Below are 26,159 nucleotides of genomic sequence, written 5' to 3'. Positions count from 1 at the left end.
ACAACAGGGTGGATTTGTCGATGCTCTTAACCAAGCGCTTGCCGCTGGCGGCAAGGCGCAGTTACCGTTTGGCACTGACCACCAGTTTGGTATTGGCAGTGGCGTACGGTGTTGGTCTAGGGTTACCTTTTATCGCCCCGTTGTTTGTGGTGATCTTGTCGGCAAAGCCTTCGCCGCCGCCAGGGCCCAAACAATTGATCTTGCTGATGCTTGCCGTTGTGGTGAGTTTGAGTCTGGGCCTTTTGTTAGGGCCGCTGTTACAAGCGGCCCCCATACCCGCATTGCTGATCATTGCCTGTGGTTTATTTTTCAGTAATCGCTTGGCCATGCAGCCGGGTAAAGCGGCGGTGGGCACTTTGTTGGCGTTGGGTTTTACGGTTATCCCTGTGGCTAGCAGTGTGAGCCCAGCGTTAGCCTCAACGCTGATTGCCACGCTAGTTATCGGCATTGCTGTTGCTGTTATCGGGCAGTGGTTAGTGTATCCGTTGTTTCCTGAAGATGAGCCTTCGGCATTGGCGCCCACACCGGCGGCACCTACCGAGAATAGTTGGTTGGCGTGGCGCGCAACATGGATTGTATTGCCGGCGTTTTTGCTAACCCTGACAAACCCTGCTGGGTATTTACCGCTGACTATTAAAAGCATTTTGCTCGGCCGTGAAGCTTCACAAGTAAGGCTGCGTGAGGCCAACCGTGAGCTTATTGGCTCTACCTTATTAGGTGGTGTTTGCGCCATAGTCGTGTGGTTTTTATTAAGTTTTGCGGTATCGCTGTGGTTTTATTTTGGTTGGATGTTACTCGCTTGTTTAGTGTTAAGCAGTGGCGCCTACGGGGTGATGCGTACACGGCTAAAGCCGTCATTTTGGGTGGGTACCATAACGACGATGATCATCCTGCTGGGTTCGGCGGTGCAAGACAGCGCCAATGGTAAAGACGTGTATCAGGCATTTTTGGTACGAATGGCTTTGTTTTTAGCCGTGGCGGTTTACGCCGCACTGGCCATGGCGGCGCTCGAGCACTGGCGGCTGCGGCGCCAGAATAAGGCATACATTAACCTAAGTCCGAAGGGGTAAGTCAATGTTAATCAACTTTATAGTGGGTCTTTCGATGATGGTGTTTTGCCTTTTCTTACAGGGCATGTTGGTGTTGGCAGCGCTGCGTTATTTTGTTAAACGCGAGCATCAAGTTCACTCGGCCTTTCTTGCGTCTATGCGGGTCACGGCCGGGATGATGTTTATTCTGATTTTAGGTAACGTGGCTCAGGTCATCGCCTGGGGCAGTTTATTTTATGGCCTTGGTGAGTTTAATGATTTCTCCCAGGCGGTTTATCATTCGGCCGTTAATTTTGCCACCTTGGGTTATGGCGATATCGTGATGTCCCCCAAACACGAACTGCTGGGACCACTAGAGGCCCTGAACGGCGCTTTGATGATTGGGGTATCGACAGCGGCGCTGTCGCGGGCGTTCTCTGAGGTATTAAAAGACCATATGCCCGCACAGCGCTAAAAGGTAAGGCGAGTGCCACGCACTTAAGGCAGTGCAATTTGGCAGTTTTCACCGGTTAGGTTGCCGGTTTCAGTGGCTATGTCTAAGTCTTGATGCAGTGCTTGAAATTTATGCCGGTACTCGGCTTTAAATTGTTTGCGAAATTTACCCCAAATAAAACGTCGTACCTCGATATCCTCTTCTAAAATCAAGCCAGGTACCGCTACCGGCTGGCGAGTGTCCTCATCGATGGCTACCATGGTAAAGTACGAGGTATTGGTGTGCTTATTAACACCAAGTTTAAAGTCCTCTGAGTACACCTTAATGCCCACCTCCATAGATGAGCGCCCCACGTAATTGACCGATGCCATTAACGTCACCAGCTCGCCCACCTCGACAGAGTTAACAAAGTTAACCGAATCCACCGAGGCGGTGACACAATAGTTGCGCGAGTGGCTGGCGGCGGCGGTGTAAGCAATTTTGTCCATAAGCGATAAAATAATTCCGCCGTGCACTTTACCGCCAAAGTTGGAGTAAGACGGAATCATTAGCTCTTTCAGAATAATTTGTGAGGATTTAACAGTGCGAAACTCAGTCATGGGCGTGGTCTTATCGGTTGGGGGCATTGTTGGGCTTGATGGCAGCCATTGTGTGCCATAAATACTACCGCTTAACGAGCACTAAACCAAGCGAGAACGGGTGCCTTAAAACGGGCAGGGGCAGCGTGCGTTAATGCGCTCGCCGGTTAGTGGATGGTTAAACGCCAGTGTGGTGGCGTGCAGCATAAGCCGGCGCGTTAAATGAAACGCCGTATCGTTGGCGTATAAGTCGCAGCCCAATATTGGGTGACCAAGCTCGCGGCTGTGAATCCGCAGCTGGTGAGTGCGCCCGGTTACCGGGGTGTACAACACTCGGCTGATGGGCGTCTGGCTCGGTGCGATAAACTCATGGCGCAATAGCTCGTACTTGCTATGAGCCGCCTTGCCGGTAGCCGTGCAAATTTTTTGCAGCGGAAACTCGCCTTTGGCAATGGGTGCGCTAATGTTACCGCTGTCCGGTGTTATATGCCCCTGCAGTAGGGCGGTATAAGTCTTACTAACGCTTTGGGCTTGAAACTGTTTGCTCAGCAAGCTGTTTACGTTTTTATTTAGCGCCACCAACATAATACCCGAGGTACCTAAATCCAGCCGATGTAACAATCGCGCATCGGCAAACTCCTGCACGAGCCTAAAGTGCACCGAATCTTTGTTGGCAGGGTGTTTGCCCGATAAGCTCAGTAGGCCCGAAGGTTTATTGATCAGTAAAATCGATTCATCCCGGTACAGAATCTCAATGGACTCTGTACACAAAGGCGCGATAAACGGATCGGCTTGCGGTTGCATGGGGTGTTATAAGCTCAATCAGTGGGTTTTTTAAAGGCGGTAATCGGGTAACAGGTTTGTGCCAAAATGCCGCGCGGTAAGCGTCGTGTAGTGCCGTACTGCGCGGGCCAATGTTGATCCGGCATATGGTAAGTACCAAATAACCGGTCAAACAATACGGTGTGCGCTGAGTAATTGGTATCGATCGCGGGCTTTTCTGAGCTGTGGTGCCAGTGGTGAAATTGCGGTGTTACCAAAACATATTTTAGTGGCCCAAACGGCAAGCGTGTATTGCTGTGAATCAATACCGCTTGCAACGCGGCAAACGCGACATAAATATTCAGCGCTTGCTCGCTGGCGCCAAGCAAATACAGGGGAATCATCACCATGGCCCGCTCGGAAAAAACTTGAATAAAATGTCCGCGAGACCCCGCCAGCCAGTCCATATGCTCCACCGAGTGGTGTACGGCATGCACCGGCCAAAGGGCTTTTATCTCGTGATAGGCGCGGTGCTCCCAGTAAAGCACAAAATCTGCACTCAAAATGATAATAATCACTTGCACCAGGATGGGAATGGATTGCACGGTGGCTTGAAAGTCCGCGCTAATAGCCCAGTGGAAGTGGCTGGCGTGATAGTTGGCAAAAATTAAAATCGCCGAGATCGCTAGGTGGTTAAAGCAAAAGTAAAATAAATCGATGCTCCACTCGGGGCGAAGCAGAGGCTGATTTTGGTATTTAGGCAGTAATTTTTCTAGCGAAACAAAAATGGCCACCGAGCCAAGAAACGCCAAAATCAGCCAGTCTACCCCCAGTGATAGCGGAACCGGCTCTACCGCGCCAACGGGTATTTGATGGCCACCGAGCACAAAGGCAATCGCTGTTAGGGCAATGCCACCGCTTCCCAAGTGTCGATAAGCCCCACGGTTTAACACAAAGGTTAAAACACCAAACCCCAGTGAAAAGTACATGCCGTATTTAAGTACGTGCTGCAATTGCTTGGCGTCGTAAAGTTGCCGCAACTCGAGTGTTGTTAGGTAGGCCGGGTACAGGTAGGCCAGCACGGCCAGTAGGCTCAAAAGGCCCAAGGCGACGGAGCACAACCCACTTATTCTTCCTTCGCCTAAGCGCAGCTCGCGCTCGGCATCTCTGGTGACGTGTCGTGTTTGGTATTGGTATGGGTTGCTCATCGATCCGTGATCTCGTGCTATGACTGGTTGCTGGGTCGCTAATGTACGGGCGCTTTTAGGGAGGCGCAAGCGGCTATTGGTGGGCATTTTACGCAATAACCCGCAAATTTTGAAAGGCTTTGGTTTAGCGCGGCTGGGATAGCCGTGTCGCTACTGACAATCCAGTCAGGTCTGGGCTTATGATCTATTTGGGGCCGTGTGAAGTGGGCAGTCTTGCTCGCTGAGCGTTGGTTGGGCTTTTTTGTCTCTGGCAGCAGGACGCCGTTGGGCCGGTGATAACCGAGGCTGCGCCTCGCTGTATCAGTCACGACCGTGTGACACGGCCCGCCAGGGCACGGGTAGCGCTAATGCGCTGGGGGCTGGATTACCCGCGCGGCGGTTTGCTCTGTTACAATGTAGCCCTTTAGTGGAGCCCGAGCAGTCTTGCTCGTTCGCGCTCGTAGTCGAAGTCTTGTCCCGCCTGTTCTGCCTCGTGGCGCTGCTCATCGAGCCGCTGGAAGCGTTCGATTTCTTCATCTGGCATAAAATGCAGGCAATCGCCGCCAAAATGCCAGAGTAAGTCTCGGGGCAGTAGCGGGGTTAGGTGCGGGTAAGTGGCGATGCTTTGGCACATCAGCGCTTGGCCCTCTTCGGCGTAATCAACACCTTGGGTTTGCGGTAAAGCCTCTAGGCGGTGCAAAAACGCTAGGTGCTGCTCGTCGCAATCGTCGTTAATAAACGGTGGTTGCTGCTGCACCGTTAGGGTGAACTGGGTAACCAACTTGCGGATAAAAGCTAGGTACTGCGCTTCGGCGCTCGCTTGGCTCATGGTGAACTCCTCAATACATTGATCCGATGGCTCTAAGCGGCCTCGGACGATAAAAGTAGGCAATTATGACAGCTGCTCTTTCAATTAAAAATCTACGCAAAGTATACGGCAATCAATTTGAGGCGCTTAAAGGCATCTCACTTGAGGTCCAGGCCGGCGATTTCTTTGCGGTACTTGGCCCTAATGGCGCCGGTAAGTCGACTACGATCGGTATTATTAGCTCGCTGGTGCGCAAAAGTGACGGCGAGGTGAGGGTATTTGGTCACAATATCGACACGCATTTTTCCGAGGCCAAGCAAGAGCTGGGCATCGTGCCGCAAGAGTTTAACTTTAGCCAGTTTGAAAAAGTGCGTGATATCGTTTTACAGCAGGCTGGTTATTATGGGCTGCCCCGCGCCAAGGCGGAGGTGCAGGCCGATAAATACCTTAAAAAATTAGGCTTGTGGGACAAGCGCAACACGCCGGCGCGAACACTCTCCGGTGGTATGAAACGCCGCTTGATGATCGCGCGTGCACTGGTGCATGAGCCCCGCGTGCTAATTTTGGACGAGCCGACCGCCGGGGTGGATATCGAGCTGCGCCGCTCTATGTGGGAATTTTTGCGCGAGATAAACGCCCAGGGCACTACCATTATTTTGACTACTCACTATTTGGAAGAGGCCGAGAGCTTGTGCCGCAATGTGGCGATTATTGATCGTGGCGTTATTGTGCAAAACACTAGCATGCGAGCGCTGCTGCAGCGCTTGAATAAAGAGGTGTTTGTGTTTGATTGTTCGAACTCGCTAACAGCCGCGCCCGTTATCGAGGGGCATGCGGTCGAGCTTGTGGACGAGCACAGTTTTGAGGTGGAGGTCGAGAAAGGGCAATCGCTTAATCAGCTGTTTGAACAGCTTAGTGCACAAAGTGTGCAGGTGGTTAGCATGCGCAATAAAGCGAATCGACTGGAAGAGTTGTTTGTGTCCTTGATTAATGGGCAGCTGGACGAGAAAGGGGCAGAGTAATGCAGTTGGCACAACAGTGGGTGGCACTGTCCACCATCGTCCGTAAAGAGGTAAAGCGTTTCTCACGTATTTGGGTGCAAACATTGTTGCCACCGGTTATTACCATGTCATTGTATTTTGTGATTTTTGGTAAGTTGATTGGCAGCCGCGTGGGTACCATGGATGGTATTCCCTATATGCAGTTTGTGGTGCCGGGGTTGATAATGATGGCGGTGCTGACTAACTCGTACTCGAATGTCACATCATCATTTTTTAGTGCAAAATTTCAGCGCTCGATTGAAGAAATTTTGGTGAGCCCGACGCCTAACGTTATTATTTTGCTGGGGTATTGTCTCGGTGGTATGGCGCGCGGGTTAAGTGTCGGGTTACTGGTGACGGTTGTGTCGCTATTGTTTACCGATATTCACGTACACAGTTGGCCACTCACGATTACTATCGTGATCTTAACGTCGCTGTTTTTCTCGCTCGCGGGCTTTATTAACGCGGTGTACGCCAACACCTTTGATGATATATCCATTGTGCCGACCTTTGTTTTAACGCCGCTAACCTATTTGGGCGGCGTATTTTACTCGGTCAGTGTCTTACCCGAGTTTTGGCAATGGGTGTCGCAGTTAAACCCGATTTTGCACATGGTCGGTGCGTTTCGCTACGGGTTGTTGGGCACCGGCGGTGAGCATATCGGCTATGCATTTGCCGGCTTGTTGCTGTTTACCGCCGTGTTATTTACGGTGAGTTTGTATTTATTGAAAAACGGCTCGCGCCTGCGCGCCTGACCCGGAGGAGCTGACCATGAATCGTACAGTGGATGAGAGCCCGCTAGGAAAAACATCGGCTTATATTAGCGAGTATGACGCCGGCTTGCTGTACCCCATCGCCCGAGCAGAGTCCCGTCGGGCCCTGGGTATTAGCGCTGGCGCCCTGCCGTTTTATGGTGTAGATGTGTGGACGGGCTATGAGCTGTCCTGGCTTAATGATAAAGGCCTGCCGCAAGTGGCGTTGATCGAGTTTACCTTGCCGTGTGATAGCCCTAATATCGTTGAGTCTAAATCTATTAAGTTGTATCTAAACTCGTTCAATCAAACCCGTGTGGCTTCAGTCGCCGCGATTCAGGCATTACTTACCAACGATTTAAGCGCGGCAGCTGGGGCTGCAGTTGATGTCGCGGTGACGCCACTCTCTGGTGTTGAGGTCGCTTTGCAGGCGAGCTTCTCGGCGGCGCCTTTTGCCGCTGAAAGCCTCGACGGACAAGATATCGAGGTCGATTGTTATCATCCTAAGCCTGAGTACTTAACGGTAAAAGGCGAGCGTGTGGTTGCGCGTGCGTGGCACAGTGATTTGCTAAAAACCAACTGCCCGGTTACCGGTCAGCCAGATTGGGCGAGCGTGTTGATTGCTTACGAGGGTGCCGAGATAGACCCTGCCGGGTTGTTGCGCTATATCGTGTCGTTTCGCGAGCATCAGGACTTTCACGAGCACTGTGTAGAGCGCATGTTTTGTGATCTGACAGAGCGTTGCGCGCCGCAAAAACTGGAGGTCTATGCACGCTACACCCGTCGTGGCGGTTTGGATATTAACCCGTATCGCGCCAGTGTGTCGGGCCGTGTACCTAACCCGGTGCGGCTTGTGCGCCAGTAAATAGTAAGCTTAGGGTTTACACAATAACTTTATCTTTGAGTTTCTCGGCGGCTTTTTTGAGGGCCGTTAGTACTTGCTCTTTGTCGTAATTGCGCACTTTATCTAGGTCGAGGTACATCGAGAAGCCCTCGGCCCGATCCTCAAAGTAGGTTTGATTGCGGCCGAGATCTTTGCGCAGCCCTGCCACTTGGTACACTTTAACCGGTGCGCTAAAGCCTTTTACCGTAATCTCGCCTTTGTCCCGGCACAATACGGAGTCTTTTACCAGAGACCAAGTCTCATGAGAGATCAAAACTTCATCGGGCTCGGCCGCCGATTCTAGACGGCTGGCGAGGTTAACGTGAGTGCCGAGTACGGTGTAATCGAGATGGCTTGAGGTACCAAAGGTACCTACCGTGCAATAGCCAGTATTAATGCCCATGCGGATTTGCAGCGGTTTTTTAATGCCCTGGTTGTGCCACTCTTGCTGTAGGGACTTCATGCGTTTTTTCATGGCAATGGCCATGCTTACGCAGCGCAGGCAATCGTCTTTTACGCCCTTGCTGCCACTGTCACCGTACAGCACCATTACCGCATCACCCATAAATTTATCGATGGTGCCGCCAAAGTGGGTCACGATTTTGGTCATTTCGGTGAGGTATTGGTTGAGCAGCTCGGTTAGTGCCTCGGCTTCCATCTCCTCTGATAACTGACTGAAGTTTTTGATGTCAGAAAAGAATATTGTTATTTTTTTGCGCTCGGCTTGCAGCGTTTCGTCACGGCCTTGGTTAACGGCTTGCCATACGGCAGGTGCCAAATAGCGCGACAATTTGTAGGCTCGAATTTTGTGCCACTTTTGCTCGTTAAGCAGTTTTGCATTGCTGAGTTTTAACTTATGAAAACGCTGATGCATGTAGAGCGCATAGGCCAAAAAATAGGTAATAATGCCGATAAGGCTAACGGCGCTGATCTCAATATTGCTGTGAAAAATCCATTGTGGCCGGTGGATAAGCATGCTGGCCACAATGCCTGTGGCCAGCGCCGCATTGTCTTCTAGCCAGCGGCGTAAGCCGCCGGTAAGCAATGCGTTAAACTGAATCATTGCCAAGAATAAAATACAGGGCAGTAGCGAAAAGTTAATTAAATTTAGTACGACGCCAATCAGGGCGGCATCGGCGTACGACAAAATGCGGCTGGCCTTGGGTAGGGCCTCAGCGGGCAGCTGCTTGGTATAGGTAAAACTGGCGTAGGCGTAAATCAGCATATAGATAATAGCGCCGACATATACCCAATTAACATTATTCCAGTCCATCATCGCGGCCAGCGTACCGCCGGCAGCAAAACAGATGAGAGTACGGAAGTAATACTGTTGCAGTATCGATTCTGAGTGTTCAGCGTCGTGTAGTGCAGCTTTTGTCATTGTGATTAGTGCCTAGCTAACATGCTTATAGGAGCGACGGCCAACATCTTATACGCGATAGCTTATCTGCGTCTATGGCCCCAACCGGTTGGCGCATTTTTATAATTGTAGACTATGGCGTGAAGGTGCGCAGAATATTGGCCTGTAGGAAAACTGTGTTGATTTGTGCGACGGGGCAAAAATCTATTGGTGCGCAAGGCCGTGGTACAATGCCGCCATATTCATTACACGGTGGGATGGTTATGGATGCTATTACGGCCCTGACACAGCGCGTCTCGGTTGCCAAGTTGGGCGAGCCGGCGCCCTCTAAAGAGCAGCTCGATACTTTGTTTAAATGCGCTTCGCGAGCTGCCGATCATGGTTTATTGCGACCGTGGCGTTTTTTGACGATAGCGGGCACCGGGCGCGCGGCCTTGGGTGAGCTGTTTTGTCGCTCAGCGCTGCGTGATGACCCGGAGTTAAGCGAAACACTGCAAGACAAGCTGCGTAACATGCCCCTGCGCGCACCCATGTTGTTGCTGGTTATCGCTCGCCTGCAGGAGCACCCCAAGGTGCCAGAGCTAGAGCAGTTGCTCTGCGCCGGCGCCGCTGCACAAAACATCGTCAACGCCGCTTACGCGCAAGGGCTGGGTGTTATTTGGCGCACTGGTGATATGGCCTATAACCGGCATGTGTTGGAGGGGCTTAATGTCGCGGAAAACGAACGCTTAGTGGGCTATTTATACCTGGGCACGCCGGCAAAAAAACTGCCGGTGGCAAAAGAAATAGATTTATCCGATCGCTGCCAGAGCTGGCCATAACGCTTTGTCGCGCTTCCTTTAGGGCAGCTTACCGTTGCGTTTATCGCGCTAGTTGTGTACGATTCGCGCCTCGCAAAAGCGCATACAGAGCGTGTGCAGAGCGACCAGTTTATATGGTGAGGTGGCCGAGTGGCTGAAGGCGCACGCCTGGAAAGCGTGTAACGGGCAACCGTTCGAGGGTTCGAATCCCTCCCTCACCGCCATACAAAAGGCTCAGCCGTAAGGCTAGGCTTTTTATGCGGTGCGGGAGGGTGAGAGCCCTCGCCGGGTTCGACAAAACGCCAGAAGCGTTTTGAACCGACCGAAGGGAGCCCGTAGGGCAAAACACAGGAGGTGTTTTGGTTAATCCCTCCCTCACCGCCATACAAAAAGCTCAGCCGTAAGGCTGACGTGTTAACGAGCAATAGTTGGTTTTGTTGCCGGAACTGTTGAGAAATTCATCAGGTTGACCGAGCAATAATCAACAAAAGATTAAATCGTAAAAAACACAAAAAATACAGCGCATATAGCTTGACGACTCGATACTGAATCACTACTATACGCGCCTCTTAACAACGCACTCGTAGCTCAGCTGGATAGAGTACTCGGCTACGAACCGAGCGGTCGGAGGTTCGAATCCTCCCGAGTGCGCCATATAAGTAAAAGCCTACCTCGAAAGAGGTGGGCTTTTTTTATGGGTGTCCGAACGGATGAAGCCGCTCTTTTGCTTACTGGCAGTCGCGGCATTGATCCCGGCAGTTTCGGCAGCTTGGGGTACATTGGCGCGCCTGAGCCGCTGGGCGTAGTCCCACGCGCCATAAATGGTGGCGCTGGATCACCAAGTTCTAGGGCGTTTAGAATCGAGCAGAGCGAGCCCTGAATGCGCCGTATCAAAGTTCTGGTTAGTCCGATACCGGCCGCAAGCCCGCCGTAATGCGGACTTTTCGTTTCTGCTCCCTCTTAAAGAGTCCAAAGCTTCCCGCGATCCAACGTATTTTTGGGTATTACAGAGCGTGTTTGCGCGCGGCCTAGTCCAAGGGAGCGGGTAAAACTGATCCAGTGAGATAAAAGGCGATCTCTGTGGCGTAGGCTCGGAACGGCATACCTTTTATCTGATCCTATTTATTACCTGAGAGTCAGGCGGTCATGCATCAAATCCCCAACAACACCCGCGGTCAGGCTATGCTAGGCGACTTTCCCAAAACCATATACGACGTTATCCTAGGCAGCAGCGAGGCGCACCAAGATCCAGTAATGTGGCTACGAGCTAGTCTGGATAAAACTAAATAATTTGCTCAAGTGATATTCGAGTTGCTGGCGGGTAAATCGATTTCTGAAGGAACTGAAAATGTCTAATAGCTGGATGATCCGCGCTGGGCGTGGTGGTACCTATATCGAAGACTTTGAGTCTAAAGGCTACGCGGCCATTGGATGGTCGCGCCTTGGTGAGCTAACCCAATATAAAACTACCGATGCCTTGAAAGAAGCGTATCTTCGAGAATTTACCCAGTCGAAACCACAGGCTATGGCCAACGCAGTGGCAATGATCCTCAAGTTTCGCGACCATATCAAAAAAGGCGACACCATTGTCAGCTATGACACGGAAACCCGGCAGTACCTGATTGGCGTAGATCAAGGTCAGTACATCTATAAGCCAGATGAAGTGGGCGACTATCCTCAGTTGCGTGTAGTGAACTGGAGAGGTCGGGTCAACCGTGACGCCCTTAGCCAGTCGGCCAAAAACTCTTTGGGCTCCACACTCACATTATTCTCGGTCAGCGATGATGTCATTGCTGAGATGCGTGCCGCCTTATCTGGTAAACCCCGTAAAGTGGAGGCGCCAGAGGAGGCTTTGGAGGAGTCGGGCAGCTTTGAGCTACTGAAAGACGAAGTGATCGGCAAGAGCCACGAGCTGATCAAAGACAAGCTCGCTTCACTTCTGCCCGAAGAGATGGAGGAGATGGTAGCCGCCATCCTACGGGCTATGGGTTACAAAGCTAAAGTCTCCCCCAAAGGCCCGGACCGGGGGGTAGATGTAATAGCCTCACCAGATGGCCTGGGCCTCACCCAGCCACGTATAAAAGCTGAGGTAAAACATCGGGACGGGGCTATGGGCGCACCTTCTATTCGTGGATTTATTGGAACTTTGCGTGAAGGTGACTCGGGTTTGTTTGTCAGCTCCGGTGGTTTTACCCGAGAAGCCCGCTATGAGGCCGACCGCTGCACCTTCCCGCTCACCTTGGTTGATATGGATGATCTCTCAGACTTAATAGTGGCCCACTATGAAAGCTTCGACTTAGAGGGCAGGGCTTTGCTGCCCCTAATTCGGGTATTTTGGCCGGCGGAATAGCCATGGAGCTGAGTGCCACAGAGCAAAAAATAAAAGAAGAGGCTGAGGAGTTTGCTAGGTGCAATAAAGGCCAGATAGCAAAGGAGCTCACCTGCAAAAAGGCTTTTCCTTCAGAGATCTCCCCAGTATCTGTGTTTATGGCAGGGTCGCCTGGGGCAGGAAAAACAGAAGCTTCGATTGAGTTGATCGAAAAGTTTACATCCCCGGAGACTGGTGTTCTCAGGATAGACCCAGATGAGCTGCGCGAGCGTTTTCCGCACTATAGCGGGGACAATAGTTATCTTTTCCAGGGGGCGGTGTCTATTATTGTTAATAAGATACATGATCTGGCCATCAAGAGTGGGCAAAGTTTTGTGTTGGACGGGACTCTTTCCAATTATGACCAAGCACATAAGAATATTGCCCGCTCTCTAAACCGCCATAGGTTTGTATTGATCCAGTACGTTTATCAGAAACCCCTATTAGCGTGGGAATTTGTAGAAGCTCGAGAGGTTGACGAAGGCAGAAGAATACCGTTGGAGCGGTTTGTTGATCAGTACTTCGCTGCTCGGGAGGTAGTTAATCAGTTAAAGGTAGACTTTGGGCGCCGAATACAGATAGATTTATTGCTTAAGAATAGCGATAACACCACCCGAAGTTATAAGGCTAATATCGACAGGATTGACCATTATCTGGACGAAAAGTATACTCCCGCCTCTTTGTTGGATACCTTAAAGGTACAATTTTCTGCTAAACTGGAAATATGAAGTTATTTGGCTCATCAGAAAAGGTGGCTTCCACGCCATTCTCCGATTTTATTCGCAACGCGTCCTCTCGCGAAAAAAAGCGCGTGTACTCTGACGTCCTTAAAAAAGCTACCGAGCGCCAGCAGGCCCAATTGAAGCGCGCTGCCGAACTGCGAAAAGCTCGTGAAGAGATCTCTTCTCCCACCAGTATTTAAATTATTTTCAAAGCAACAAAAATAGTGCGTGGGTGTTGCTGTTTCTCGAATAAGCCTATTTTATTTTAAATCAAATGGTTGGCGTTGTTATTCGCATCATCCTGAGCCATATAAGTCAAAGCCTACCTCGAAGGAGGTGGGCTTTTTATGTGCAATAACGCCCAAGTTTTGCAAGGCTTTCTAGTATGCCGCAATAATACGGCAGGGGGATGCTGGATAGGCGTTATTACTCCGCGTTATTGTGTTGTTCCGCTATGCGTTTGCGCACCATATTGGAGTGCCATACAGCGGGGGTGATCACCAGTATGCTCATGGCGCCCAGCACCCATAGGTGGTTTTGGCTCAGCGCGGTAAGCTGAACGATGTCGGCGGCGGGCTCGCTATTGGTCAGCGTAGCAAAGGGGATAGGGCCGATAGCGGCGTCTTTGGCGATGGCAAAGCTGCCACTCCATGCGCTCTCCCAGCCAAGCGCTGAGAGCGATCCGTAGGCCTTGTAAGCGATGGCCGAGGCGCCAAAGCCGATAACCCCAACGGCAACGGTGCCGGCGGCGAGAACGCCAAACCCTAACGCGCCAACCGTTATCACGCCTAGCGATACAATACCGACACTAATAGGTGCCACTGCCAAGCCGCCCCAGGCAAACACTAACCCGTAGGCTCTATCGCCACCGGCAATCCAGCCAAAGGCGGGTTTCTCATGCAACTCGGGCAAGCCCAGCTTGACGTGAATAATAGGAATACCAAAAAGCGAAAGCCGGCTTTTGTATTCGCGCCGCTTGGAATTCACCTGATCATACTCGGCGAGAAAAGCCTCGGGCTGACGTTGGCGTTCTTGTGCTCGCAGCCGCGGCTGGCTGATAAGCATGTGCGTTAACAACGCTAGATAGGCGGCAATAAACCCAAATACCATAAGCTGCGAGCCCAAGGCGTAAAGGCTTTGATAGGCCGTGCTTGCCAGTGCCACATACTTAAGCAAAAACATACCGGCGACAAAAACCGCCGCCACTAAAAAATACAAAGCTACTATTTTAAGGGTAGCGCGCCGCTCACGCTCGGTGCGCGATTGCGCGAGGCTTGCCCGCACACTAAAAAACGAGCCGATCACCCCCGAAAAAGACGCCATTACTGTCAGCAAGCTGCCCCACTTGATGGCGTTGCCAGTGTGCGCGACGCCAGCGCTAAACAAAGCCGCTTTGGCTTTGGGCGCCGATATAGTGCTAATGGCCAGTAACACCGCCATGGTAAAGGGGGCGCCTGGCTTGCTTTTGGCAAGGGTGTCTTGCACAAAGGTGATCATGGCTTTTTGCAGCGCTTTGCGCCCGCGCGACAACCGCTGCTTTACCGCGTCTTCCGATAACTCCAGCTCTGCCGCCACATGCTCGACCGACTGCTGTTCGCGGTAAAACAAAACTAGTGGCTCGCGGTAGGTCTCGGGCAGTTGCTGCAACGCTTGCCAGAGTAGGGCTTGCTCTTGCTCTTGTATCACCACGTCATCCACTCGGCTGTGTTCAGCCACCTGCTCGTGCAGCTCGTCTGTGGGCTGGGGCGCGTGGCGGGTTTCTTTGCGCCGGTAGCGGCTGATTTTAAAGCGCAAAATACCGCAGAGCCACGCTTTAAGTTTGGCCGGGTCACTCAGAGTATCTAGCTTGCGCCAAGCCTCGACAAAGGTCTCCTGCGCAATATCTTCACTGTGTTTTAAGTCGCCCACCGCTGAGTACGCAAGCGAGCACAGCAGGCTTTGGTAGCGGCCGACGATTTCGCCAAAGGCGTCGCGGTCCCCACCGATGGATGCCAGCACCAGGTTGGTATCGGCTGACTCTTTGTAGTTAACACGCTTTTTTAAAAGGCCCATAGCTTTGTTGTCTGGCTTAAAAGGTATAAGTGCCTATTTGTCGGTAAAAGGTGACGGTTTTTATTAAATTAATTTTTTGTCTGATTTTTTATAAAAACTTGTCACCTTTTGTTTTGCTCAAGGCACTTATACCCCGAGGCTTATGTACCGGCGTGTTTTTCTGGCCGGGTTTATAGCAACAGCTTGCTCGCACTCGTTGGAGAATTCCGAGCCACCCATTATTTCATTAGGAGCACACAGTATGACAAGGTTTAAACCAGCTAAGGTAACCATACTTAAAAAACTGACTTTTATGGCCGCTGTGGTTTGTGCCAGCAGCGCCTTTGCCGCACCGCTCGCGCCTCACATCGATACCTTTGATGATGCCGCCAATAACCAACTTAACCTGCCGCGCCAGCTGCTCACCGATGCCGTGATGGGCGGTGGGTCCAGTGCAACGCAAAGTGTAGAGAGGGGCGTGGTTACCCTTCAGGGCGAGATTGTGCCCGCCCGTGGCCAACTGGGTTGGGTGAGCTACGTACTGCCGCTCGACATAGAGGGAGGCGCACAGGACGCTAGCCCTTACGAGGGGTTGGTGTTACGGGTAAAGCTCACTAAAGGCAACCTGTCGGTTTCTGTTAACAGCACTGAGGTCACTAACTTTGACTATCACGCCGCCCCCATTACGGTCACTCAAGATGGCGAGTTTCACGAGGTAAAGGTGCCGTTCGTATCGTTAAAACGTGCCTGGTCCGAGCAGACGCCACTTAACCCCAAAACAGTAAACGGTATCAGTATAGTCGCGTACGCCGTGCAGCCAGAACCCTTTGATGTGTCATTGGATTCTGTCAGCTTTTATTAATAGGTAACCGAGCGTGTAGCGGGGCGCCGAATGGGCGGCTCCGCAACATACCTTCACCTTTACTACGGGTCGTTGCCATGACTACGTCAAACCAAGCGCTTCAACGCTTAGATTACCTTGATGCCGTGCGCGCGTTTGCGTTGTTGTTGGGCATCGTTTTTCACGCCAGTTTATCGTTTTTGCCGGTGTATATCGGCTGGGCGGTAATGGATGTATCCACCAGCGCGCTGGTGGGCATTTTTATGCTGATTAGTCATTCTTTTCGTATGGCGCTATTTTTTTTGGTGGCCGGTTTTTTTAGCCATATGACGTTTCATCGCAAAGGCGCCGCGGGCTTTTTACAGTCGAGGTTTATCCGCATTGTTATTCCCTTTGTGGCAGGCTGGTTTTTATTGCGCCCGCTGCTGGTGTCGGGGTGGGTGATGGGCATGCAAAGCTTGCGTGGGGAGGTTGCTATTATCGCCTCATTAAATGAGGGCTTTAACGTGGTATTGGGTTCTTTAAACGCGGCTTTTACCGGTACGCACCTATGGTTTTTGTACTACTTGTTGTTGGCGACCGCCGCTGTTTTGCTAATGCGCCAGATCGTTGTCTGGCATCCGCGCAGCTATCGAGCGCTTACCCAGCGGGTCGATGCTGTCGTACATTGGTTGGCCCACTCGCGCTTAGCGTTTATCGTTGCCGCTATACCTACGGTCGCTTGCCTCTGGTTTATGGGTGAGTGGGGCATGGATACACCCGACAAATCTCTCGGGCCACAATGGCCGGTGCTGTTTATTTACGGCGGTTTTTTTGCGCTAGGTTGGTTGCTGCATCGCCAAGGTAATGTCATCGAGGCCTTTGGCCGTATTAGTGTTGGCAAAGTGTTTCTCGGGGTAGTTGCTAGTATGGCCGCCGTATTCTTATCGGGGTTTGAGGGGCAGCCTGGTCACCCACAATATCCGCTGATTAAAGCGCTCTTTTTATTCAGCTACGCGGTTATGATGTGGTCGCTGGTGGCACTAACTATCGGTGCTTTTAAACGTTTGTTTAACCGCCCCAGTAAAACGGTGCGCTACCTTGCCGATTCCTCCTATTGGCTGTATTTAATTCATCTGCCTATTGTTATATGGCTGCAAATTGCGTTTGCCGAAACCCCTTGGCACTGGGGCGTAAAACTTACGCTAATCTCGGGTATTACCATTGCGGTATCTTTGCTGCTGTATGACTTGCTGGTGCGCGCGAGCGTGATTGGGCAAGTGCTTAATGGCGGGCGAAAGGCAAGGGTGCTGTTTGCTCGTCGCTCTAACGCGGCGTTTGCGAACAATACGTAGCAAAGCTAATAGCGGAATTAATGCCCTTAAAGCGTGGGCGTGTCATTTAGCCTGCACGCTAAAGCGTTTACGGTACTCCCCCGGCCCTAAGCCGACAATACGGGTAAATATTTTGCGAAACGAGGCCGGGTCTCTATAACCTACCTCCCAGGCGATGGTTTCGATCGGTGTGCGACTAAATTGCAGCGCGTCTTGCGCTTTACTGACGCGAATGTGTTGGCAGTAGTCGGTGCTGGTCAGTCCAGTCGCCCGCTGAAAGCGCCGTAAAAAAGTGCGTTTTTCTAAGCCGGCTTTGGCCGCTAACACGGCCACGGAAGATTCTTTGCCATCAACGCTCTGTAGCCAGTGTTGCACCGTTAAAATGGCTTTGTCGCCGTGCTTAAGCCGGGGCGCAAACGGGCGGTAGTAACGCTGCTCGCGCCCCGGCGGGTCAATCAACAGGGTGCGGGCGGTGTCTAGCATAATCCGCGCCCCTAAAAACCGCTCCACTAAGCGCAGCCCTAAATCTGTCCACGACATGGCGCCCCCAGCGGTAATCACATCGCCGTCATCCACAATTAAGCGCTCGGTGGCCCAGCGCACCTGTGGGTAAAGTGCCTCTACCTTTTCCGTAAACATCCAGTGGGTGGTAGCTGTGCGGCCGTGCAAGATACCGCTGCGTGCCAGTAAAAAAGCCCCGCCACACACCGAGCAAATCACCGCCCCCTGACTATGGCTGTCGTTCAACCAATCAATAAACGGCGCCGATATAGGCACTTGTGCTGGGTCTTCCAGGGTAGGGGGTAAAATAATCGCCGCAGGCGTGTTTTCCAGAGCACCCGCAACTGGTTTTGGCGGTACGTTTTTATAGGGCTGCCACTGGCTAACCGCTAACGAAAGCCCCGTAGCCTCACGCGCCGCCATCCGGTTTGCCGTTTCAAACAGGTCTGTCATCCCCAGTATGGCCGCCTGCTGCGCACCCGAATACAGAATGAGGGCGATGTCGATTGGCTTACTAGTCATATGTCACTATCGCCTTCTAGATTGTCAAATATGCCACTTCGCAGTATGTCGGTTTGAGCGCACACTGTCCATGACGATTGAGAAACACCAACCGACAGGAGATACGCATGAGCAAGCAAGCTTTAATTGTTGTGGACATTCAAAACGAATACTTCCCCGGCGGCAAAATGCTGCTAGAGGGTATTAATACCGCCGCCGACAATGCGGCTAAAGTGATGGCGAAAGCCCGCGCCAACGGCGATGTGGTAGTCAATATTCACCACCAGGAGCCCGATCCGCAGTCGCCCTTTTTTACCCAAGGCACCGACGGCATTACTATTCACCCCAAGGTGAGGCCTGCCGAAGGCGAAAAGGTGATACTCAAAAACTACCCCAACTCGTTTTTAAAAACTGACCTGCACGATTACCTGCAAGCGCAAGGGGTAAAGCAGGTGGTTATTATCGGCGCCATGAGCCATATGTGCATTCAAGCCACCACCCGCGCGGCATCCGATTTAGGTTACTCAGTCACCGTCATTCATGATGCCTGTGCCACGCTCGACTTGGAGTTTAACGGCGTGAACATTCCGGCGGCGCAAGTGCATGCGTCGTCTATGGCGGCTTTGGCGTTTGCCTATGCTGAGGTTGTGGGGATGGAGGAGTGGGTGGCCTAGTCGATCTGCCTGAGCCGGCAAAGCCCCGAAAGATGGCCAGCCGATGGATATCTCGCACTGAATACGCCAAAAGCAACACTTTAGTTGCTTTTGGCGTTGCAAGCCGCAAAAAAGAATCTCATAAATTGCTTTTTTAGATTAAGGCAACTAAAGTGTTGCTATCGAGACCAAAAGCAACCTATGTATTTACTAAGATGAATTCAATACTCCAGCAGATAAAAAAGCGACGATTGACGCTAGGCCTTAAACAGAGCGATATGTTGCTACGAGTCGGCGTATCTCGTCAGCAATATCAGCGTCTGGAGTCCAAAGGAAACCCCAGGCTAGATACACTGGAGTTAATATCGCAAGGTTTAAGCAGTGAACTCATACTTATACCCAAAGAAAAGCTAAACGCTGTTAAAGCGCTGCTGGAGCAGAATGAGCCTAGCTCTCAAGCGAGAAAGCCAGTAAAAGAAGAAACAAAAAAGCGTCTTTCCGATGATCCCTGGCAAGGCTTGCTGGGGGATGAATCATGAGCGATGGCCGAGCCGAGCAAATCAACGTGCTCAAGCTAAGCCTGCATGAAAGGTTGGTGGGTTATTTGGTGGGGTTTCAGAGCGGTAAAAATGTGCTGAGCTTTGCCGAGGAGTTTAAGTACGATGCGGGCCGGCCTACCTTGAGCTTGATTACCCACCCGGCGTTTCCCCGTTCTGAAAAAGTCATGTCTGAACCTTGGGCAAGACACCAAAGGTTGCCCCCAACATTGTCCAATTTACTGCCCGAGGGGGCCTTACGAGAGTTGATGGCGCAGGGGCTTAAAGTTCATGTCGACAGCGAATTTCATCTTCTGTCGAATCTCGGGGCTGATCTACCCGGTGCATTGATAGCAGAGCCGATGGAGCCAGATGAAGTTCCCGCGAGCATTCTAAATGCTCACGGCAAGGTGAAAGTAATAAAGCTTGAAAAGCTATCCACGGGCAACAAATTTTCGTTAGCCGGTGTTCAGATGAAGTTCTCCATGAAGGAGAAAGACGGGCGCTTCACTCTTACCCATGGCAATGTACTGGGTGATTGGATTATCAAAACCCCATCCACCAAGCACAAAGATGTACCGGTAAATGAATATACCGCAATGACACTGGCGCAGTTAGTGGGCATCGACATTCCAGAGATAAAATTGGTCGAGCTAAATACGCTCGAGAATCTCCCGCAGATAAACCTGCCCGATGAAAACCTCGCCTTTGCCATTAAACGTTTTGATCGTGATATCAATACTCGTATCCACATGGAAGACTTTGCCCAGGTATTGGTTAAATATCCCCACGAAAAATACAGCTCGGCAAACTACGAGCAAATTGGCCGTATTGTTTACGCTTACTCGGGAGATGGCTTGGCCGATGCGCAACAGTTTGCCAGGCGATTGCTGGTTAACATCCTTCTCGCCAATGGCGATGCCCACTTAAAAAATTGGAGCCTAATATATCCCGATAAAATCACTCCAAGGCTTTCGCCAGCTTACGATATTGTTACCACGAGCGTATATATCGACGGCGAGCAGAGTTTTGCGCTTAATCTAGGTAAGACTAAAGGCTGGTATGACGTCTCAATGGAGCATTTTAAGTCATGGGCTGATCGTGCTGACATTCCCTGGCGCGCCATTAACCCCCATTTGAATGATGTTATAGAAAAGGCTCGCAACATTTGGCCAGAGGCAATAAAGGCTTTGCCAATGAATGACCAACACAAACAAAAATTAAAACACCATTGGAGCCATCTGCATAAGGATTTTCGAATCAAATAGCGCGGGAAAACTCGCTTGAAAAGCTTAGTAAATCCGTCGCCATCCGGAGTTTCCGTGCCTAACGCGGCTCTGGCTGCTGCACAGCCCACAGTTGTGCATAGCGGCCACCGCGCTGCAGTAGCTCGTGGTGGCTACCTTGTTCTACCAGTTGGCCGTTATCGAGCACCAGTATTTGATCCGCGTCCACCACCGTGGAAAGGCGGTGGGCAATCACCAAGCTGGTGTGGCCGCTGGACACCTCCAGCATAGCGGTCAGTATCGCCGCTTCGGCATGGGAGTCCAATGCCGAGGTCGCCTCGTCAAACACCAAAATAGGCGCGCCCTTAAGCAGCACCCGAGCAATGGCAATGCGCTGTTTCTCACCGCCCGACACTTTTAAACCCCGCTCGCCTACCAGAGTATTGTCACCGTCGGGTAGGGCGGCGATAAACCCATCTAGGTGCGCCATGGTAATGGCCCGGTCGATGGCCTCGTCCGGGGCGTCGGGGTTACCGTAGGCAATGTTGGCGCGAATGCTGGTGTTAAACAGTACCGTATCCTGTGGCACTACGGCGATGGCTCGGCGCAGTGAACCCAGGGTCACCTTGCGAATATCCTGCCCATCAATGGCGATGGAGCCGCCGTCCACATCGTAAAAGCGATACAGCAACCGCGCGATGGTGCTTTTGCCTGCGCCCGAGGCGCCGACAATCGCCAGCCGTTGGCCCGGCGCCACGCGAAAGGACAAATCCGTAAAAGTGGCCCGCTCGGGCCTGTAGCCAAAGGCCACATTCTTAAACGCAATTTCTCCGGCAGTCACCTGTAAAGGCTCGGCGTCGGGCGCATCCACAATGCGCGGCGCCCTTTTTAAAAGCCCCAGCATATTTTCCAAATCGGTCAGCGCCCGGCGCATCTCCCGGTAGACAAACCCGAGAAAATTCAGCGGGATAAACAACTGGATCATATAGGCATTGACCATGGCCAGATCGCCCAGGGTCATCTCCTCGGTAATCACCGACTGGGCCGCCATTATCATCATGCCGGTAATGGCGGCGGCGATAATCAGCGCCTGCCCCGAATTCAGCGCCAGCAGCGATAGGCGGTTTTTTAGTTTGGCCTGTTCCCATTCGGCCAAAAACTGATCGTACGTCTGCGCCTCAAAGTTCTCGTTATTAAAGTACTTAACCGTCTCGTAATTGAGCAAACTGTCCACGGCTCGGGTATTGGTAGAGGAGTCCGCGCGGTTGGCCTCGCGCACAAAGCGGGTACGCCACTCGGTGGTAAACACCGTAAAGCCAATATAAACCGCCACCGCCGTTAGGATAATCAGCGCGTACCAGGCAGAAAAGGCAAAGGTAAAAATCGCCGCCACCATAAAAATTTCAAACAAGGTGGGAACAATATTGAACATCAAAAAGCGCATCAAAAAACTGATGGCACTGGTGCCGCGCTCGATATCGCGGCTAATGCCCCCGGTCTGGCGGCTAAGGTGAAAATCTAACTCCAACCGGTGCAAGTGCCGAAACACCCGTAGCCCAATCCGGCGCATGGCCCGCTCGGTCACCCGGCTGAAAATGGCATCGCGCAGCTCACCAAAAAACACCCCGCCAAAGCGCAAAAACCCGTAAAACAACAAAAAGGCCAGGGGTAATACCAGCTCCGGCTGTAGGCTTCGGTCCACCCCATCCACAATATGCTTCAGCGCCCAGGGCATAGCCAGCGTCGCCCCTTTAGCCGCCAACAGCGCCGCAATGGCAAGCCCAACCCGCCATTTGTAATCCCACAGATAAGGCCAGATATAGCCCCACACCTGCCGCAGGTTCAGCCGGGGCACAGAAGGGTCGGGCGCCGCAGGGGGCAATTTACTGGACATACCGCGCATTGTTGCTTCCGAGTTGGGGGGGTTGGGGGGCACAGTTTACGCAATTGTGGGAGATTGTGTTGCGGAAAAGGCTGCGCTGAGAGAGGAGTTAAAGTATTGCTAGAGGTTTCAAATGATCTTGCTGGTGGACTTCTATTCAGTTAGCGCCACACTGGATCCAGATCTGGATCTGATTTGAGTTCAAAATAAAGTCTGCATGTTTCAGTTTCGCGTGCAAAATGATAATCTCCGAGGAGGCGTTGTGGCGCATAAGTTTGCCTGGGTGGAAAGTTCATGGTGTCCATAAGCCGTGCAATCATTATGCGAATAAATGAAACGGAGCTTCTGATTAATGACAACTTCGGGCCAAGTCAGTAACTTCGCGTTCTTATCGGAGCACGACCCGCTTTTCGTTGAGCTAGCTTTTGCGGCCGAACGGGCCTTTATCAGTGACCCCAACACCACACTCATAAAATTACGTCAGCTGGGCGAAGCCCTGGCGCAGCATATTGCCGCTTTGGCTGGGGTGAACTTCGATGAGCAAACCACCCAGGCAGATTTATTATACCGTTTAAGTCGTGAACTCAAGTTTGAGCCAGTGGTGCGGGAGTTGTTCCATACCCTGCGTATTGAAGGCAACAAAGCCACCCACCAATTCAAAACCCAGCACAAAGAAGCCATTAATGGCTTAGTGGTCGCGCGCAAGCTGGCCATTTGGTTTCATCAGTCTTTTGGTAAAGAAGGCACTCGATTTAAGCCCAGTCCTTTTGTGGCCCCAGCCGACCCAAGTGAGCAGCTGCGCAAGTTACAAAATGAAATTACCGCGCTTAAAGGTGATTTACAGCAAGCCAATATCGACTTGAATTCAAGCCAGCAGCTAAACGAGCTTATCGCCAAAGAAAAGGATGAGTACGAAGCGCTGGCGTGCGCCATGGATGAAGAGTCCCGCGCACTAGCCGAACAAGCAGCCGTGCACGAGCAGGCGATTAACCATCAGCGGCAAGACTACGAAGCCAAAATTAAAGCCCTGCAGGAGCAGATAGCCGCGCAGGATGAAAAAGCCCAAAGCTCCCAACGCCAAACACTCAACCGCAATACTCAGGCGGCAACCCAGCACATTGTGCTGGATGAAGCCTTAACCCGAATACTCATTGATCAACAGCTCACCGAGGCGGGTTGGCAGGCGGATAGCGAGGCTCTGACCTTTCAAAAAGGCACTCGGCCTGAAAAAGGCAAAAACCTTGCTATTGCCGAGTGGCCTACCGAACTGAACGGCAAAAAGGGCAGGGCGGACTACGTACTGTTCGCAGGTTTGGTGCCTATGGCCGTGGTGGAGGCCAAAAAAGAGAACACCAATGTCGCGGGTAAAATCCCCCAAGCCGAGCGCTACAGCCGGGGCTTTAATTTGGCGCCTGCCATGCAGGGCGCGTGGGAGCTGGCGGGTTTAACCATTGCCTGGCCCGATGAAGCCGAAGGCCACTACAAAATACCGTTTGTGTACTCCTGCAATGGCCGCCCCTACGTGCCGCAGCTGGCTGAGCAGTCCGGCACTTGGTTTCGCGATGTGCGACTTGCCTCCAACACCAAGGTTGCGCTGCAAAAGTTTCACACCCCGGACGGGCTGGCCGACCGATTAAAACGCAGTAAAGAGGACGCCCAGCGAAAGCTAGAAGTAGAGCCTTTCGGGTACCTAAAACTGCGTGACTACCAGCAACTAGCCATTACCGCTGTTGAGAATACGCTGGCCAAAGAAATACGCAGTGCGCTCTTGGCAATGGCGACAGGCACGGGTAAAACTCGCACCATTATTGGTTTGATGTACCGCTTTTTGAAAGCCGAGCGCTTCAAGCGTATTTTGTTTTTGGTGGATCGCTCCGCCTTGGGGCGGCAGGCCTTAGACGCCTTTAATGAAGCGCCGCTGGAGCAAAATCATACCCTGTCTAAAATCTATAACGTGGCCGAGCTGGGCGATATGGCCGCCGAGGTGGAAACCCGCGTGCAGGTGGCCACCGTGCAGGCAATGGTGAAGCGGATTTTTATGAGCGACAACCCGCCACCTGTGGATCAGTTTGATTGCATTATTGTGGATGAAGCCCACCGTGGTTATACCCTGGATCAGGAAATGACCGAGGGCGAGTTGGCCACGCGCGATGCCAGCCAGTACCTCTCCAGCTACCGCCGCGTGTTGGACTACTTTGATGCGGTTAAAATCGGTTTAACCGCTACGCCCGCCAAACACACCAGCGAGATTTTCGGTAAACCCGTTTATACCTACTCCTACCGCGAGGCAGTGGCCGACGACTGGCTCATTGATCACGAGCCACCCATCCGTTACGAAACATTACTGACCCAAAAAGGCATTACCTTTGCCAAAGGCGAAAAGGTCAGCGCGATAAATACCCAAACCGGCGAAGTGCAAAGCGCCGAACTAGACGACGAACTGAACTTTGAGGTGGATGCCTTTAACCGCCGTGTCATTAACGAAAACTTTAACCGCGTTATTTGCCAGCAGTTGGTCAACGAGCTTGACCCCTTCGGCGATGAAAAGACCATGATTTTCTGTGCAACTGACTTGCACGCCGATATGGTAAAGCGCCTTTTAGATGAGGCCTTTAAGGAGCTGTACAACGGCGAGTACAATCAAGCAGCGGTGGCCAAAATTACCGGCCAAAGCGATAAAGTGGACCAGTTGATCCGCCAGTACAAAAACGAGCGTTACCCAAACATTGCCATTACCGTGGATTTGCTCACCACCGGCATCGATGTGCCCGCCATTTGTAACTTAGTGTTTATGCGTCGGGTGAAATCACGCATTTTGTACGAGCAAATGATCGGCCGTGCCACCCGCCGTTGCGACGATATTGGCAAAACCGTGTTCCGCATTTACGACCCGGTGGATATTTACGCCGCACTCAGCAGTGTGAACACCATGAAGCCACTGGTGAAAAACCCCAATATTACCTTGGAGCAATTGGCCGATGAAATCACCAACCCGGAACAACTAGAGCGTGCCTTAAATACACCCGGTGATATACCCGACCAGAGCCAAGCTGATGTGGTGCTCAGCCAGCTAAGCCAAAAAGTCATGCGGGTACTGCGCAAAGCCCAGAAAAAGTCCGAAACCAAGCCCGCGCTAAAACAAAAGCTCGACGAGCTGCACGGTCTGTGGGGCGTTGAGCCCAAAAACCTGCACCAACACTTGCATCAATTGGGGCCCAAGCAAGCGGCCGCTTTTATCACCCAGCACAGCGGCTTAGTCAATCAGCTGGCCGAGGTGAACAGCTTGCTGGGCAGTGAATATCAGCCCGTGATTTCCGAGCATCACGATGAAATTCGCGACCGTACCCAAAGCTACGGCCAGCACGAAAAGCCAGAAGACTATCTGGACAGCTTTAACCAATTTATTAACGAGCAGGTTAACCAAAGCGCCGCCCTGGCGGTGGTGGTGAACAAACCCCGCAACCTTACCCGCGAGCAACTAAAAGAGGTGAAGCTGCTGCTTGATGGCGCAGGCTATTCCGAGGCCAAGCTGCAAAGCGCCGTACGCAACCAAACCAATCAAGACATTGCCGCCAGTATTGTTGGCCATATACGCCGCGCAGCATTAGGTGAGCCTCTAGTCCCCTTCGAGCAGCGAGTCGCCCAGGCCATGCAGCGCATTTACCAAAGCCGCAGCTGGACGCCCAACCAGCGTAACTGGCTGGAGCGGCTTTCTAAGCAGCTGGTGCACGAGGTCATTATCGACCGCGACTTTATTAACAACCGCTTCGGCGAGAAGGGGGGTGCCAAGCAGTTTGATAAAATCCTTAATAATCAATTGGATACGGTGCTTGAGGCGCTCAATGACGCCCTTTGGGAGCAAGATCGGGCCTAATCGATGCTTTTACGGACATGTATATAAACTGCGGTTTTCTATACATATCCCAAAAATAT

Annotated in this window: 23 protein-coding genes and 2 tRNA genes; 17 read left to right on the top strand and 8 right to left on the bottom strand. The window is 52.0% G+C overall.

Annotated elements, in window-relative coordinates; genetic code table 11:
- The first annotated feature begins 20 nt into the window (after positions 1 to 20).
- Entirely contained in the window at positions 21 to 1,070 is a 1,050-nt protein-coding gene (locus ACGHAD_RS12865; protein ID WP_382418364.1) for a DUF2955 domain-containing protein, read from the top strand.
- Between the two features lie 4 nt (positions 1,071 to 1,074).
- On the top strand, positions 1,075 to 1,503 hold the full coding sequence (locus ACGHAD_RS12860; protein ID WP_339616042.1) for an ion channel: 429 nt from the start codon (positions 1,075 to 1,077) through the stop codon (positions 1,501 to 1,503).
- A gap of 23 nt (positions 1,504 to 1,526) precedes the next feature.
- Here the strand turns inward: ACGHAD_RS12860 and ACGHAD_RS12855 are convergent, their stop codons facing one another.
- The 4 genes from ACGHAD_RS12855 to ACGHAD_RS12840 all read right to left on the bottom strand — a co-directional run bounded on the left by ACGHAD_RS12855 (position 1,527) and on the right by ACGHAD_RS12840 (position 4,838).
- The gene (locus tag ACGHAD_RS12855; RefSeq protein WP_382418366.1) at positions 1,527 to 2,081 is read right to left on the bottom strand and encodes an acyl-CoA thioesterase; all 555 of its coding nucleotides are present in this window, start codon (positions 2,079 to 2,081) and stop codon (positions 1,527 to 1,529) included.
- A 105-nt stretch (positions 2,082 to 2,186) separates the two neighbouring features.
- On the bottom strand, positions 2,187 to 2,864 hold the full coding sequence (locus ACGHAD_RS12850; protein ID WP_382418368.1) for an RluA family pseudouridine synthase: 678 nt from the start codon (positions 2,862 to 2,864) through the stop codon (positions 2,187 to 2,189).
- A gap of 14 nt (positions 2,865 to 2,878) precedes the next feature.
- Complete coding sequence (locus tag ACGHAD_RS12845; RefSeq protein ID WP_382418370.1) at positions 2,879 to 4,030, bottom strand: sterol desaturase family protein; 1,152 nt, start codon at positions 4,028 to 4,030, stop codon at positions 2,879 to 2,881.
- Positions 4,031 to 4,433: 403 nt separating this feature from the next.
- Positions 4,434 to 4,838 (bottom strand): PA2817 family protein, encoded by a 405-nt coding sequence (locus tag ACGHAD_RS12840; RefSeq protein WP_339616046.1) that lies wholly within the window; start codon positions 4,836 to 4,838, stop codon positions 4,434 to 4,436.
- A 65-nt stretch (positions 4,839 to 4,903) separates the two neighbouring features.
- On the opposite strand from ACGHAD_RS12840, the gene ACGHAD_RS12835 reads away from it, so the two are divergent.
- The 3 genes from ACGHAD_RS12835 to queF are packed head-to-tail and all read left to right on the top strand — an operon-like array spanning position 4,904 to position 7,474.
- Positions 4,904 to 5,839 (top strand): ABC transporter ATP-binding protein, encoded by a 936-nt coding sequence (locus ACGHAD_RS12835; protein WP_339616047.1) that lies wholly within the window; start codon positions 4,904 to 4,906, stop codon positions 5,837 to 5,839.
- Complete coding sequence (locus tag ACGHAD_RS12830; protein WP_382418373.1) at positions 5,839 to 6,612, top strand: ABC transporter permease; 774 nt, start codon at positions 5,839 to 5,841, stop codon at positions 6,610 to 6,612. The genes ACGHAD_RS12835 and ACGHAD_RS12830 overlap by 1 nt, the downstream gene beginning before the upstream one ends.
- A gap of 16 nt (positions 6,613 to 6,628) precedes the next feature.
- On the top strand, positions 6,629 to 7,474 hold the full coding sequence (gene queF, locus ACGHAD_RS12825; protein ID WP_382418375.1) for an NADPH-dependent 7-cyano-7-deazaguanine reductase QueF: 846 nt from the start codon (positions 6,629 to 6,631) through the stop codon (positions 7,472 to 7,474).
- 16 nt (positions 7,475 to 7,490) lie between these two features.
- Here the strand turns inward: queF and ACGHAD_RS12820 are convergent, their stop codons facing one another.
- The gene (locus tag ACGHAD_RS12820) at positions 7,491 to 8,873 is read right to left on the bottom strand and encodes an adenylate/guanylate cyclase domain-containing protein (RefSeq protein WP_382418377.1); all 1,383 of its coding nucleotides are present in this window, start codon (positions 8,871 to 8,873) and stop codon (positions 7,491 to 7,493) included.
- Between the two features lie 242 nt (positions 8,874 to 9,115).
- Here ACGHAD_RS12820 and ACGHAD_RS12815 point away from each other — a divergent pair, with 242 nt between their 5' ends.
- The 6 genes from ACGHAD_RS12815 (at position 9,116) to ACGHAD_RS12790 (ending at position 12,942) form a co-directional block, all read left to right on the top strand.
- Positions 9,116 to 9,673, top strand: a complete 558-nt coding sequence (locus ACGHAD_RS12815) for a nitroreductase (RefSeq protein WP_382418379.1) — start codon at positions 9,116 to 9,118, stop codon at positions 9,671 to 9,673.
- 115 nt (positions 9,674 to 9,788) lie between these two features.
- Positions 9,789 to 9,876 (top strand) — tRNA-Ser (locus ACGHAD_RS12810).
- Positions 9,877 to 10,229: 353 nt separating this feature from the next.
- Positions 10,230 to 10,306: transfer RNA gene (locus tag ACGHAD_RS12805), tRNA-Arg, on the top strand.
- Positions 10,307 to 11,000: 694 nt separating this feature from the next.
- Positions 11,001 to 12,002 (top strand): restriction endonuclease, encoded by a 1,002-nt coding sequence (locus ACGHAD_RS12800; RefSeq protein ID WP_382418381.1) that lies wholly within the window; start codon positions 11,001 to 11,003, stop codon positions 12,000 to 12,002.
- A 2-nt stretch (positions 12,003 to 12,004) separates the two neighbouring features.
- A complete protein-coding gene (locus tag ACGHAD_RS12795; RefSeq protein WP_339618103.1) occupies positions 12,005 to 12,748 on the top strand; it encodes a zeta toxin family protein in 744 nt (247 codons plus the stop codon).
- Positions 12,745 to 12,942: a hypothetical protein gene (locus ACGHAD_RS12790; RefSeq protein WP_339618104.1), complete on the top strand. Its 198-nt coding sequence runs from the start codon at positions 12,745 to 12,747 to the stop codon at positions 12,940 to 12,942. Before ACGHAD_RS12795 ends, ACGHAD_RS12790 begins: the two co-directional genes overlap by 4 nt.
- 226 nt (positions 12,943 to 13,168) lie before the next feature.
- Here ACGHAD_RS12790 and ACGHAD_RS12785 read toward each other — a convergent pair whose 3' ends face one another.
- On the bottom strand, positions 13,169 to 14,794 hold the full coding sequence (locus ACGHAD_RS12785; RefSeq protein ID WP_382418384.1) for an RNA polymerase sigma factor: 1,626 nt from the start codon (positions 14,792 to 14,794) through the stop codon (positions 13,169 to 13,171).
- 241 nt (positions 14,795 to 15,035) lie between these two features.
- Here ACGHAD_RS12785 and ACGHAD_RS12780 point away from each other — a divergent pair, with 241 nt between their 5' ends.
- Together ACGHAD_RS12780 and ACGHAD_RS12775 are read left to right on the top strand one after the other, a co-directional pair.
- Complete coding sequence (locus ACGHAD_RS12780; protein ID WP_382418386.1) at positions 15,036 to 15,635, top strand: CIA30 family protein; 600 nt, start codon at positions 15,036 to 15,038, stop codon at positions 15,633 to 15,635.
- 77 nt (positions 15,636 to 15,712) lie between these two features.
- Positions 15,713 to 16,948: an acyltransferase family protein gene (locus tag ACGHAD_RS12775; RefSeq protein ID WP_382418388.1), complete on the top strand. Its 1,236-nt coding sequence runs from the start codon at positions 15,713 to 15,715 to the stop codon at positions 16,946 to 16,948.
- A 42-nt stretch (positions 16,949 to 16,990) separates the two neighbouring features.
- Here the strand turns inward: ACGHAD_RS12775 and ACGHAD_RS12770 are convergent, their stop codons facing one another.
- Entirely contained in the window at positions 16,991 to 17,950 is a 960-nt protein-coding gene (locus ACGHAD_RS12770) for a GlxA family transcriptional regulator (protein ID WP_382418390.1), read from the bottom strand.
- Between the two features lie 107 nt (positions 17,951 to 18,057).
- On the opposite strand from ACGHAD_RS12770, the gene ACGHAD_RS12765 reads away from it, so the two are divergent.
- From ACGHAD_RS12765 to ACGHAD_RS12755, 3 genes are all read left to right on the top strand, one after another.
- Positions 18,058 to 18,603: a cysteine hydrolase family protein gene (locus ACGHAD_RS12765; protein WP_382418392.1), complete on the top strand. Its 546-nt coding sequence runs from the start codon at positions 18,058 to 18,060 to the stop codon at positions 18,601 to 18,603.
- A gap of 194 nt (positions 18,604 to 18,797) precedes the next feature.
- Positions 18,798 to 19,121 (top strand): helix-turn-helix domain-containing protein, encoded by a 324-nt coding sequence (locus ACGHAD_RS12760; protein WP_382418394.1) that lies wholly within the window; start codon positions 18,798 to 18,800, stop codon positions 19,119 to 19,121.
- On the top strand, positions 19,118 to 20,386 hold the full coding sequence (locus ACGHAD_RS12755; RefSeq protein WP_382418396.1) for a type II toxin-antitoxin system HipA family toxin: 1,269 nt from the start codon (positions 19,118 to 19,120) through the stop codon (positions 20,384 to 20,386). Before ACGHAD_RS12760 ends, ACGHAD_RS12755 begins: the two co-directional genes overlap by 4 nt.
- A 58-nt stretch (positions 20,387 to 20,444) precedes the next feature.
- On the opposite strand, the gene ACGHAD_RS12750 is transcribed toward ACGHAD_RS12755, so the two are convergent.
- Entirely contained in the window at positions 20,445 to 22,247 is a 1,803-nt protein-coding gene (locus tag ACGHAD_RS12750) for an ABCB family ABC transporter ATP-binding protein/permease (protein ID WP_382418398.1), read from the bottom strand.
- A 331-nt stretch (positions 22,248 to 22,578) separates the two neighbouring features.
- Between ACGHAD_RS12750 and hsdR the strand changes: the two genes are divergently transcribed.
- Positions 22,579 to 26,100 carry a type I restriction-modification system endonuclease gene (hsdR, locus tag ACGHAD_RS12745; RefSeq protein WP_382418400.1) on the top strand — a complete coding sequence of 1,174 codons (3,522 nt, stop codon included), beginning with the start codon at positions 22,579 to 22,581 and terminating at the stop codon, positions 26,098 to 26,100.
- Positions 26,101 to 26,159 lie beyond the last annotated feature (59 nt).

Origin of the sequence: Gilvimarinus japonicus (assembly GCF_042847215.1) — a bacterium.
In the GTDB taxonomy this organism is placed as follows: Bacteria; Pseudomonadota; Gammaproteobacteria; order Pseudomonadales; family Cellvibrionaceae; genus Gilvimarinus; species Gilvimarinus japonicus.
Note: the sequence above shows the minus strand (reverse complement) of the source record. Positions and strands in the feature narration are given on the sequence as shown.

What these genes read in the sequence shown, in the direction of transcription:
- ACGHAD_RS12775 (WP_382418388.1), top strand. Translation starts at nt 15,713, where the DNA reads ATGACTACGTCAAACCAAGCGCTTCAACGCTTAGATTACCTTGATGCC.
- ACGHAD_RS12840 (WP_339616046.1), bottom strand. Translation starts at nt 4,838, where the DNA reads ATGAGCCAAGCGAGCGCCGAAGCGCAGTACCTAGCTTTTATCCGCAAG.
- ACGHAD_RS12850 (WP_382418368.1), bottom strand. Translation starts at nt 2,864, where the DNA reads ATGCAACCGCAAGCCGATCCGTTTATCGCGCCTTTGTGTACAGAGTCC.
- ACGHAD_RS12820 (WP_382418377.1), bottom strand. Translation starts at nt 8,873, where the DNA reads ATGACAAAAGCTGCACTACACGACGCTGAACACTCAGAATCGATACTG.
- ACGHAD_RS12845 (WP_382418370.1), bottom strand. Translation starts at nt 4,030, where the DNA reads ATGAGCAACCCATACCAATACCAAACACGACACGTCACCAGAGATGCC.
- ACGHAD_RS12860 (WP_339616042.1), top strand. Translation starts at nt 1,075, where the DNA reads ATGTTAATCAACTTTATAGTGGGTCTTTCGATGATGGTGTTTTGCCTT.
- ACGHAD_RS12800 (WP_382418381.1), top strand. Translation starts at nt 11,001, where the DNA reads ATGTCTAATAGCTGGATGATCCGCGCTGGGCGTGGTGGTACCTATATC.
- ACGHAD_RS12790 (WP_339618104.1), top strand. Translation starts at nt 12,745, where the DNA reads ATGAAGTTATTTGGCTCATCAGAAAAGGTGGCTTCCACGCCATTCTCC.
- ACGHAD_RS12755 (WP_382418396.1), top strand. Translation starts at nt 19,118, where the DNA reads ATGAGCGATGGCCGAGCCGAGCAAATCAACGTGCTCAAGCTAAGCCTG.
- ACGHAD_RS12750 (WP_382418398.1), bottom strand. Translation starts at nt 22,247, where the DNA reads ATGCGCGGTATGTCCAGTAAATTGCCCCCTGCGGCGCCCGACCCTTCT.
- ACGHAD_RS12780 (WP_382418386.1), top strand. Translation starts at nt 15,036, where the DNA reads ATGACAAGGTTTAAACCAGCTAAGGTAACCATACTTAAAAAACTGACT.
- ACGHAD_RS12785 (WP_382418384.1), bottom strand. Translation starts at nt 14,794, where the DNA reads ATGGGCCTTTTAAAAAAGCGTGTTAACTACAAAGAGTCAGCCGATACC.
- ACGHAD_RS12770 (WP_382418390.1), bottom strand. Translation starts at nt 17,950, where the DNA reads ATGACTAGTAAGCCAATCGACATCGCCCTCATTCTGTATTCGGGTGCG.
- ACGHAD_RS12830 (WP_382418373.1), top strand. Translation starts at nt 5,839, where the DNA reads ATGCAGTTGGCACAACAGTGGGTGGCACTGTCCACCATCGTCCGTAAA.
- ACGHAD_RS12855 (WP_382418366.1), bottom strand. Translation starts at nt 2,081, where the DNA reads ATGACTGAGTTTCGCACTGTTAAATCCTCACAAATTATTCTGAAAGAG.
- ACGHAD_RS12835 (WP_339616047.1), top strand. Translation starts at nt 4,904, where the DNA reads ATGACAGCTGCTCTTTCAATTAAAAATCTACGCAAAGTATACGGCAAT.
- ACGHAD_RS12760 (WP_382418394.1), top strand. Translation starts at nt 18,798, where the DNA reads ATGAATTCAATACTCCAGCAGATAAAAAAGCGACGATTGACGCTAGGC.
- ACGHAD_RS12815 (WP_382418379.1), top strand. Translation starts at nt 9,116, where the DNA reads ATGGATGCTATTACGGCCCTGACACAGCGCGTCTCGGTTGCCAAGTTG.
- ACGHAD_RS12795 (WP_339618103.1), top strand. Translation starts at nt 12,005, where the DNA reads ATGGAGCTGAGTGCCACAGAGCAAAAAATAAAAGAAGAGGCTGAGGAG.
- ACGHAD_RS12865 (WP_382418364.1), top strand. Translation starts at nt 21, where the DNA reads ATGCTCTTAACCAAGCGCTTGCCGCTGGCGGCAAGGCGCAGTTACCGT.
- queF (WP_382418375.1), top strand. Translation starts at nt 6,629, where the DNA reads ATGAATCGTACAGTGGATGAGAGCCCGCTAGGAAAAACATCGGCTTAT.
- ACGHAD_RS12765 (WP_382418392.1), top strand. Translation starts at nt 18,058, where the DNA reads ATGAGCAAGCAAGCTTTAATTGTTGTGGACATTCAAAACGAATACTTC.
- hsdR (WP_382418400.1), top strand. Translation starts at nt 22,579, where the DNA reads ATGACAACTTCGGGCCAAGTCAGTAACTTCGCGTTCTTATCGGAGCAC.